Source organism: Janthinobacterium sp. PC23-8, assembly GCF_002250505.1.
Classification (GTDB): Bacteria; Pseudomonadota; Gammaproteobacteria; order Burkholderiales; family Burkholderiaceae_D; genus Janthinobacterium.
Genome location: NZ_NJGY01000005.1, coordinates 304,350 through 313,032 on the forward strand (window position 1 = coordinate 304,350; position 8,683 = coordinate 313,032).

Below are 8,683 nucleotides of genomic sequence, written 5' to 3' on the forward strand. Positions count from 1 at the left end.
GCCTACAAGCCCAGCAGGATAAAACCGTCATCCTGCGGCGCGTAGCCGACCAGCTTGCGCGTCGCGTCGATGGCCAGCCGTTTGTAGCGGTTGTCCGATACCCCATGCACCACATGGTAGCCGGCCGGCACCTCGGCGCTAATGCAGCGTGCCAGCAGCTGCACCACGTCGCGTTCGCTGACAAAGGCGGCAATATCGCGCGCGCTGTGCTGCTGGCCAGGCTCGAAGCGCGCCACATTGGCGATGCGCACGGCAAACGCCGTCATGCCGTACTGATGTGCAAACGCCGCCGCCACGCCCTCGCCAAACGCCTTGCTGGCGCCGTACATGTTGGCAGGCCGCGCCGGCATGGCTTCCTGCACTTGCACATCGAGCGGATAGCCTTCCACCGCTTGCGCGCTGCTGGCCAGCACCACGCGCCGCACGCCTTGTGCCTGCGCCGCGCGAAAGATATTGTGCGTGCCGACGATATTTGGCTGCAACAATTGGGTATCGAAGTCGGCGCCGGCATGCGGCACGCCGGCCAGGTGCAGCACCACGTCGATGTCCGTGCAGGCGGCCAGGCAGGCGTCGTAGTCGCTGACATCGAGTGCAATGGCGGGGCAGGGCGCCTGCGCCAGCCTGGCTGTGTGCAGGTCGGCCAGGCGCAGGGAGAATTCGCCGTGCCGGCTGTGCCAGAAAACGGTACCGATCACGCCGGCTGCGCCCGTGACCAGCACGCGCGGTAAAGATGAAGTCATGTCGTCCTTGTGCTCAATAATGTCGGGATATGTAACGCCCACCAGGCACGTCGTGGCGCCGCCGCATGGACACGGATGCGCCCGCTGCCCACCGCCTCCACCAGCACCAGGCCATGGTTTGGTATCGTGTAGCGCTGGCCGGCCTGCAGCACGGTGTCGGCGAACTCGGCATAGGCCGTGACCCAGGCGCGGCCTTCGATGCATTCGATGACGCCAGCGCCGGCGTGTTCCAGCCGCAACGGCATGTTGCTGTGTAAGTCGTGTTCGGTGGCCATCGTGTACTCCTGCTGTGCGGACAGGAACAGCTTAAGCGCCCGGCGTGAACCGAAACAGATGCACTCAATCGAAATTGTCATGCATACAGTGTGCTGGCCGCTACACTGTGCTTGTCAAAAAATACGGCAACTGTATCTGTCTCGGCCTGGTCTTGCCGCCGCATACTGGCGCGGGGAAGAACACAAGGAAGTCCATGCAAATCAATCTGTACGAGCACCTGGCCAACGAACTGGGCGCGCTGATCGACACGCGCGTGTTTGCGCCCGGCGAGCGGCTGCCGTCGATTCGTCACTTGGCGCAGCAAAAGCGTCTGTCCATCAGCACCGTGATGCAAGCGTTGCGCCTGATGGAAGACCGCGGCCAGGTCGATGCGCGCCCGCAGTCCGGCTATTTCGTGCGCCACCGCGCGCCGCGCCGGCCGTGCAGCGCGCAGGCCCTGCATCTGAAGGAGCCTGCCTTTGTCGGCATCAACAATCTGCTGATGCGGGTGCTGAAGGACAACGAAACGGCGAATATCGTGCAACTGGGCACGGCCTGGCCGCCCGATGAGATCCTGCCCATCAAGCGCATGCAGCGCACCATCAGCGCGGTGGCGCGGCGCGAACCGGCGCTGCTCGGCAAGGTCAGCTGTTACGACAGCAGCGAAAGTAACTTCCTGCGCCAGGTAACGCGCCGCGCGCTGGACTGGGGCAAGCTTGATCCCGGCGAAATCGTCGTCACCAATTCCTGCACCGAGGCGATCAGCCTGTGCCTGCGCGCCGTTGCCAGGCCGGGCGACACCATCGCCATCGAATCGGCCACCTACTTCGTGCTGCTGCAGATGATCGAAAGCCTGGGCATGAAGGCGCTGGAAATTCCCACCGATCCGAAGACGGGGCCGTCGCTCGACGCGCTGGAACTGGCCTTGCGCGCGGGGTTGGCGCAAGCCTGCCTGTTCGTGCCGAACGCGAACAATCCTTTGGGCTGCGTGATGCCGGACGCGAACAAGCAGCGCCTGGCCGGCTTGCTGTCGCAATTTGATATTCCGCTGGTGGAAGACGATGTCTATGGCGACCTGTGCTTTGCCCAGCAGCGGCCCTGGCCCGTGAAAGCCTGGGACACCAGCGGCAACGTGCTGCTGTGCTCGTCGTTTTCCAAGGCGGTCACGCCCGCCTCGCGCGTCGGTTATGTGCTGGCCGGGCGCTTCGCGCAGGAAGTGGCCTTGCTGAAAACCGTGTCCAGCGGCGCCACCAGCCATTTTTTCCAGGCCGTACTGGCGGACTTCCTGGAAGGCAGCAGTTACGACCAGCAATTGCGCAAGATGCGGCGTACCCTGGTGCAGCGCATCGCGCGCATGTCCGATGCGGTGGTGGCAAGTTTCCCGCCCGAGTGCCGCTTGTCCGAGCCGCAGGGCGGTTTTGTGCTGTGGGTCGAGATGCCGGCCCAGGTCGATGCGCTGGCGCTGCACGGCACAGCCATCGCCCAGGGCGTGGCGTATATGCCGGGCCAGCTGTTCTCGGCCTCGGGCAAGTTCGGCAATTACTTGCGCCTCAATTGCGGCAATGCCTGGACGCCGCGCATCGAACAGGCCATCACGTGCCTGGGCGGCCTCGTCAAGGACGCGCTGTAGCGTCTGTCGCCGCTTCAATCCTTGTTTTTCACCGTTCGCGCCGCGTTTTTCGCCGCTGGTCGCAAGCCGGTGGTGTTCGCGGTGGCCGCTGGCTAAAGTAGCACCATACCAGCAGCACTCATCGACACCACACACCACCGGGAGCCACATCATGAACGCACTGAAAAACATGGAAATCGCCTTTGTCGCCGCCGCCGTCCTGGCCATCGGTTCCAGCTTTGCCACCGCCGACAGCCGCGCAGTCAGTGTCAGCGCCGACTCGGCCGTGGTGGCTCAAGCATTGAATACCTCGATCCCTGTGGTGGCGGTCAGCGCCCGCCGCCTGAGCGCTGCCGAAAAAGCCGCTTTCATCTGATGCCGCCGGCCGCCAAAACGGCCAGCGCAAAACTCGGAATGAAACGAACGGGTCTTGGTACAATGTGTGCTTCCCTACATCAGCACCGCCACGCACCCCATGATAGATATTCAATTACTCCGTAAAGACATCGCCACCGTTGCCGCCCGCCTGGCGACGCGCAAGTTCCAGCTCGATGTGGCAGGTTTTACCGCCCTTGAAGCCGAACGCAAGGCGATCCAGACGCGCACCGAAGAATCGCAGGGCAAGCGCAATGCGCTGTCCAAGCAGATCGGCATGTTGAAGGGCAAGGGCGAAGATACTTCGGCCGTGATGGCGCAAGTGGCCGGCCTCGGTGACGAACTGAAAGCCGATGAAACGGCGCTGGCGCTGGTGCAAGCGAAGCTGAGCGAGTTCATCATGGCCGTACCGAACCTGCCGCACGAATCGGCGCCGGTCGGCGAAGATGAATCGGGCAACGTGGAAGTGCGCAAGGTCGGCACGCCACGCAGCTTCGATTTCGAAGTGAAAGACCATGTCGATGTTGGCGCCGCGCTGGGCCTCGATTTCGAAGTGGCGACCAAATTGACCGGCTCGCGCTTTTCCGTCATGAAAGGCGGCATCGCCCGCCTGCACCGCGCGCTGGCGCAGTTCATGCTCAATACCCACGTGGACGAGCATGGCTACACGGAATGCTATACCCCTTATATGGTCAACGCCGATTCCCTGCGCGGCACGGGCCAGTTGCCGAAATTCGAAGCCGATTTGTTCTCGGTGAAAAAAGGCGGCGTCGAAGGCGAGGGCGAGACTTTCTACCTGATCCCGACCTCGGAAGTGACCCTGACCAATATCGTGCGCGACGAAATCCTGGCGCAGGACCAGCTGCCCCTGAAGATGACGGCGCACACGCCATGCTTCCGTTCGGAAGCGGGCAGCTACGGGCGCGACACGCGCGGCATGATCCGCCAGCATCAGTTCGACAAGGTGGAAATGGTGCAGGTGGTCCATCCCGATACCTCGTATGCCGTGCTCGACGAAATGGTGGGCCACGCCGAAACCATCTTGCAGCGCCTGGGCCTGCCATACCGCGTGATGTCGCTGTGCACCGGCGACATGGGCTTTACGGCCGCCAAGACGTTCGACCTGGAAGTATGGCTGCCGGCGCAAAACACCTACCGCGAAATTTCGTCGCTGTCGAACACGGAAGCCTTCCAGGCGCGCCGCATGCAAGCGCGTTTCCGCAACCCCGCCGGCAAGCCTGAACTGGCCCACACCCTGAACGGCTCCGGCCTGGCAGTGGGCCGCACCCTGGTGGCGGTGCTGGAAAACTACCAGCAAGCCGACGGCAGCGTGGAAATCCCGGCAGTGCTGCGCCCGTACATGGGCGGCCTGACCCATCTGAAAGCATAAAAAGTCCTTTCCTTTTTTTCGCTGGCTGCTATAATCTTGCCTTCTCGCAGCAATGCGGGGAAAAGACCGCAGTAAAGTGCAGTACCTGGAGAGGTGGCAGAGTGGTCGAATGTACTTGACTCGAAATCAAGCGTACGTTAAATCGTACCGTGGGTTCGAATCCCACCCTCTCCGCCAGAACAAATAAAAGAAGCTCCCGCAAGGGAGCTTTTTTTATTTGTGCGGCGGAGAAGAGCACGCCCCCTGCGGGGCGTGCGCGTGGGATTCGAAGACGAGCGCGTACTCGCGCGAGGCTCCCCGAATCGCCCATTGAGGTTTTAAAATCGCCCAAAGCGCGCCAGCGCAAGGCGATTTACAGGTTCTGAAGCAACTCGCCCAAAGCGCGTCAGCGCAAGGCGATTTTCAGGCTCCCCGAATCGCCCATTGAGGTTTAAAATCGCCCAAAGTGCGCCAGCGCAAGGCGATTTTCAAGTTCCCCGAATCGCCCATATTGTTTTGCAAAACCCCTACCCAACCCAAAACCCCCATGCTAAAATAGCGCCTCGCTCAAACAGCCCCGGCAGTTTGAGCAGACCGCAACAGCAAAGCAGTACCTGGAGAGGTGGCAGAGTGGTCGAATGTACTTGACTCGAAATCAAGCGTACGTTAAATCGTACCGTGGGTTCGAATCCCACCCTCTCCGCCAGAACAAATAAAAGAAGCTCCCGCAAGGGAGCTTTTTTTATTTGTGAGGCGGCGAGGAGCAAGGCGCCTGCGCGCCTTGCGGGTGGGATTCGAAGACGAGCGCGTACTCGCGCGAGGCTCCCCGAATCGCCCATTGAGGTTTTAAAATCGCCCAAAGCGCGCCAGCGCAAGGCGATTTCCAGGTTCTGAAGCAGTTCGCCCAAAGCGCGCCAGCGCAAGGCGATTTCCAGGGGTGTGATTTGCTCGTTCATGGCAGAAGCCTCCTCATGGTGCGATAAATGGTCCTCGCTTTTGCCGGGGTGTCAAACAGTGTCCCAAGGGTATCGTGCATGACCTGGCAATTGGCGGCCAGCCGTTCCTCCAGCGCCATGATGCGTTGCCGTTCTGCGCCGCGCAGGTCGCTGGCGCCCTGCAGTTCCGCGACGATCTGTTCGCTCACGCTGACTGCTACCGCAAGCCAGGCATCGCTTTTGCGCCGGCGCGCTCTTTGTGCCGGCAAGCCATAACTGATTCTTCTTTCCGCAGCCCTGTGCATGCTGTCCATGGTTGCCCTCCGTCAAAGCGCTCACATGACACGCCGTGATCAAGAGCCTGAACGCCCGCTCAGCCGCCATCATGATCCTGCTCGGCACTATGGTAATCTAGCCACAGTTCCTCCCTCCCATCCCCTGATACCCAATTACAAGCAATGAGCCAATTCTGGAGTGCCATCGTCAGCCAGCTGACCCCCTATGTTCCCGGCGAGCAGCCAAAACTGCCTGGCCTGGTCAAGCTTAATACCAATGAAAATCCGTATGGTCCGTCGCCGCAGGTGATCGCTGCCTTGCGCGAGGCCGCCACCGACAGCCTGCGCCTGTATCCGGACCCCACTGCCAGCGAACTGAAGCAAACCTTGGCCGACTACCACGGCGTGGCCAGCGCTGAAGTGTTTGTCGGCAATGGTTCCGACGAGGTGCTGGCGCTGGCCTTCATGGCCTTGCTCAAGCACGACGCGCCGCTGCTGTTCCCGGACATCAGCTACAGTTTCTACCCGGTCTATTGCAAGCTGTACGGCATCGATTACCGCACCGTGCCACTCGACGATACGATGCGCATCCGCCCGCAAGACTACACGGGCCCATGCGGCGCCATCATCTTCCCCAACCCGAATGCGCCAACCGGCGTCAATTTGCCGCTCGCCGGCGTGGAAGCGCTGCTGCAAGCCCATCCCGGTGCGGTGGTGGTGGTTGATGAAGCGTATGTCGATTTCGGCGGCGAGAGCGCGATTCGGCTGGTCAGGCAGTATCGCAACTTGCTGGTGGTGCAGACGCTGTCGAAGTCGCGTTCGCTGGCCGGCCTGCGCGTCGGTTTCGCCATCGGCCACCCGGACCTGATCGACGCGCTCGAGCGCGTCAAGAACAGTTTCAATTCCTATCCGCTTGATCGTTTGGCGCTGGCCGGCGCCGTGGCATCGTTCCGCGACGAAGCGTATTTCCAGCAGACGCGCCAGGCGGTGATCGACAGCCGCAGCGAACTCACGCATGCCTTGACGGTGCTGGGCTTCGAGGTGCTGCCTTCGGTGGCCAACTTCGTGTTTGCCCGCCACCCGCAGCATGACGCGGCGCAACTGGCGGCCGGCCTGCGTGCGCGCTCGGTGATCGTGCGTCATTTCCAGGCGCCGCGCATCAGCCAGTACTTGCGCATCAGCATCGGCAACCCGCAGGAATGCGCGGCCTTGCTGGAGGCCCTGCGCGCGCTGGTCTGACCGCTTCAACCCGCTCAAGTTGTGCCACAATCGGCGGCTTGATTCATCAATAAAAAGGGGACGGAGAATATGGCAAAAGTGGCATTTATCGGCCTGGGCGTGATGGGTTTCCCGATGGCGGGCCATCTGGCGGCGGGCGGGCACGACGTTACCGTGTACAACCGCACTCGCGCACGCGCGCAAGCCTGGCTGGCGCAGCACCGGGGCAGAAGCGCCGCCACGCCGGCCGAAGCGGCTGTTGGCGCCGAGTTTGTCTTCACCTGCATCGGCAACGATAACGATCTGTACCAGGTGATCCTGGAAGAGGGCGGCTTGCTCTCGGGCATGGCGCCTGGCAGTATCCTGATCGACCATACGACGGCATCGGCCGAAGCGGCGCGCACCATTCATGCTGCGGCAAAAGAGCGCGGCGTGTTTTTTCTCGATGCGCCCGTCTCGGGCGGCCAGGCGGGTGCCGAAAACGGCAAGCTGACGGTGATGGCCGGCGGCGATGAGGCAGCCCATGCGCGCGCGCAAAGCGTGATGGCGCTGTACGCCCGCGCCGTGACCTACATGGGACCATCGGGTTCTGGCCAACTGACCAAGATGGTCAACCAGATCTGCATCGCCGGCCTGGTGCAGGCGCTCAGCGAAGGCATCGCTTTTGCCGAAAACGCCGGCCTCGATGCGGCGCTGGTGGTGGACGTCATTTCCAAGGGTGCGGCGCAGTCCTGGCAGATGGAAAACCGCGGCAAGAGCATGATCGAACGCAAGTTCGATTTCGGGTTTGCCGTCGACCTGATGCGCAAGGACCTGGGTATCTGTCTGGCCGAAGCACAGCGCAACGGCAGCGATTTGCCCGTGACCAGGCTGACCGACCAGTTCTATGGCGAAGTGCAGCAGGCCGGCGGCAACCGTTACGATACCTCCAGCCTGATCACGCGCCTGGGCAAGAAGTAGGCGTTCCTTGCGATATGGCGGCGCTGCCGTCATATCGGGGCTATCCGCAAGAACCTCCTCCGGCAGGTGCTCGTCATGTCGGCTTTGCAGCTGCGCCGCAATGGCTGGCGCGATGCTTCTTTGCGTAACAAGAAGTTGCAAGCGATGTTGTGGCTATGGAATATCCCTTTGCCACAGAAAGCGCAGCGGCGACGTCATGACGTGTCCCGAGCCAGCCATCATCACTTTCCTGTTGTAAATCCCCAACGTTTGCAGGGCGTCCTGGCAGCTCAGGCAAGATGATATCGGTTTTTTTTCAATCTCGTTCCGACCGCCGGACAGTCGTCTGGGCGGCACATGATCGCCCAGTTCTTTTGACAGTGCTTGCAGTCGCCAAGGTGTGCTCGCATGGGCACAATGTAAATGCAAATATCACTTTGTTGTGATGCGATGCCCTTCAAATGTTAAATGTATGATGCAATTGATATTTTTTGTGACAAGGAAACAAATACATAAAATATAAAAATGCAAAATAATACGATGTTTTATTTATTTATTTTGTGAAAATATTTTCAATGGAAAACTGTTAAGTCATATCGGTTTGACGCGACAGAGAAAGCAGAAAAACAAAGGCCATCGCTCAGTTTGGTGATTATGTGAGAGTAATTCTGTATGGAAAATGTGTAAGCTCAAGAAGCCCTCAGTAGCTTGTTAGTTTAAAAATTTTTCCTTGATGATATTCTTGATGAGAAAAAATAAAAAAAAGTAATTGTCAGTTTGTCGACATTAATACTATAAAAACTGTTTTCTTGAAACCATGCCATTTTTGCTCTGCTTATCGCGACCGAGAGGATACTTTTGCGCTCCACACTTCTTCCCCTGACCTTGCTTCTGCTGATCCAGGGCGCTTATGCCCAGCAACCGACCGCCGGCAGCCAGCTGCAGCAGATTCCGGTGGCGCCGCAGTT

At 60.3% G+C, this 8,683-nt stretch carries 9 protein-coding genes and 2 tRNA genes; 8 read left to right on the plus strand and 3 right to left on the minus strand.

All coding sequences use genetic code 11. From position 1 onward, the window contains the following. Nucleotides 1–2 precede the first annotated feature (2 nt). The gene (locus CD932_RS27880) at nt 3–740 is read right to left on the minus strand and encodes an NAD(P)-dependent oxidoreductase (protein WP_094446122.1); all 738 of its coding nucleotides are present in this window, start codon (nt 738–740) and stop codon (nt 3–5) included. Further along, a complete protein-coding gene (locus CD932_RS27885; protein ID WP_176461162.1) occupies nt 737–1,015 on the minus strand; it encodes a DUF2917 domain-containing protein in 279 nt (92 codons plus the stop codon). Before CD932_RS27885 ends, CD932_RS27880 begins: the two co-directional genes overlap by 4 nt. Before the next feature lie 194 nt (nt 1,016–1,209). Between CD932_RS27885 and CD932_RS27890 the strand changes: the two genes are divergently transcribed. The 5 genes from CD932_RS27890 (at nt 1,210) to CD932_RS27910 (ending at nt 5,054) form a co-directional block, all read left to right on the plus strand. After that, nucleotides 1,210–2,625: a PLP-dependent aminotransferase family protein gene (locus CD932_RS27890; protein ID WP_094446124.1), complete on the plus strand. Its 1,416-nt coding sequence runs from the start codon at nt 1,210–1,212 to the stop codon at nt 2,623–2,625. A gap of 151 nt (nt 2,626–2,776) precedes the next feature. Then, nucleotides 2,777–2,980: a hypothetical protein gene (locus tag CD932_RS27895; protein ID WP_094446125.1), complete on the plus strand. Its 204-nt coding sequence runs from the start codon at nt 2,777–2,779 to the stop codon at nt 2,978–2,980. A 99-nt stretch (nt 2,981–3,079) separates the two neighbouring features. Continuing rightward, on the plus strand, nt 3,080–4,369 hold the full coding sequence (gene serS, locus CD932_RS27900; RefSeq protein ID WP_094446162.1) for a serine--tRNA ligase: 1,290 nt from the start codon (nt 3,080–3,082) through the stop codon (nt 4,367–4,369). 87 nt (nt 4,370–4,456) lie between these two features. Next, a tRNA-Ser gene (locus tag CD932_RS27905) sits at nt 4,457–4,546 on the plus strand. Between the two features lie 418 nt (nt 4,547–4,964). Continuing rightward, nucleotides 4,965–5,054, plus strand: a tRNA-Ser gene (locus tag CD932_RS27910). A 246-nt stretch (nt 5,055–5,300) separates the two neighbouring features. On the opposite strand, the gene CD932_RS27915 is transcribed toward CD932_RS27910, so the two are convergent. Next, nucleotides 5,301–5,597 (minus strand): hypothetical protein, encoded by a 297-nt coding sequence (locus CD932_RS27915; RefSeq protein ID WP_094446126.1) that lies wholly within the window; start codon nt 5,595–5,597, stop codon nt 5,301–5,303. 144 nt (nt 5,598–5,741) lie between these two features. On the opposite strand from CD932_RS27915, the gene hisC reads away from it, so the two are divergent. The 3 genes from hisC to CD932_RS28610 all read left to right on the plus strand — a co-directional run bounded on the left by hisC (nt 5,742) and on the right by CD932_RS28610 (nt 8,018). Further along, nucleotides 5,742–6,797: a histidinol-phosphate transaminase gene (gene hisC / locus CD932_RS27920; RefSeq protein ID WP_094446127.1), complete on the plus strand. Its 1,056-nt coding sequence runs from the start codon at nt 5,742–5,744 to the stop codon at nt 6,795–6,797. Nucleotides 6,798–6,866: 69 nt separating this feature from the next. After that, nucleotides 6,867–7,736 carry an NAD(P)-dependent oxidoreductase gene (locus tag CD932_RS27925; RefSeq protein ID WP_094446128.1) on the plus strand — a complete coding sequence of 290 codons (870 nt, stop codon included), beginning with the start codon at nt 6,867–6,869 and terminating at the stop codon, nt 7,734–7,736. Between the two features lie 75 nt (nt 7,737–7,811). Continuing rightward, complete coding sequence (locus CD932_RS28610; RefSeq protein WP_141213407.1) at nt 7,812–8,018, plus strand: hypothetical protein; 207 nt, start codon at nt 7,812–7,814, stop codon at nt 8,016–8,018. The last annotated feature ends 665 nt before the right edge of the window (nt 8,019–8,683 follow it).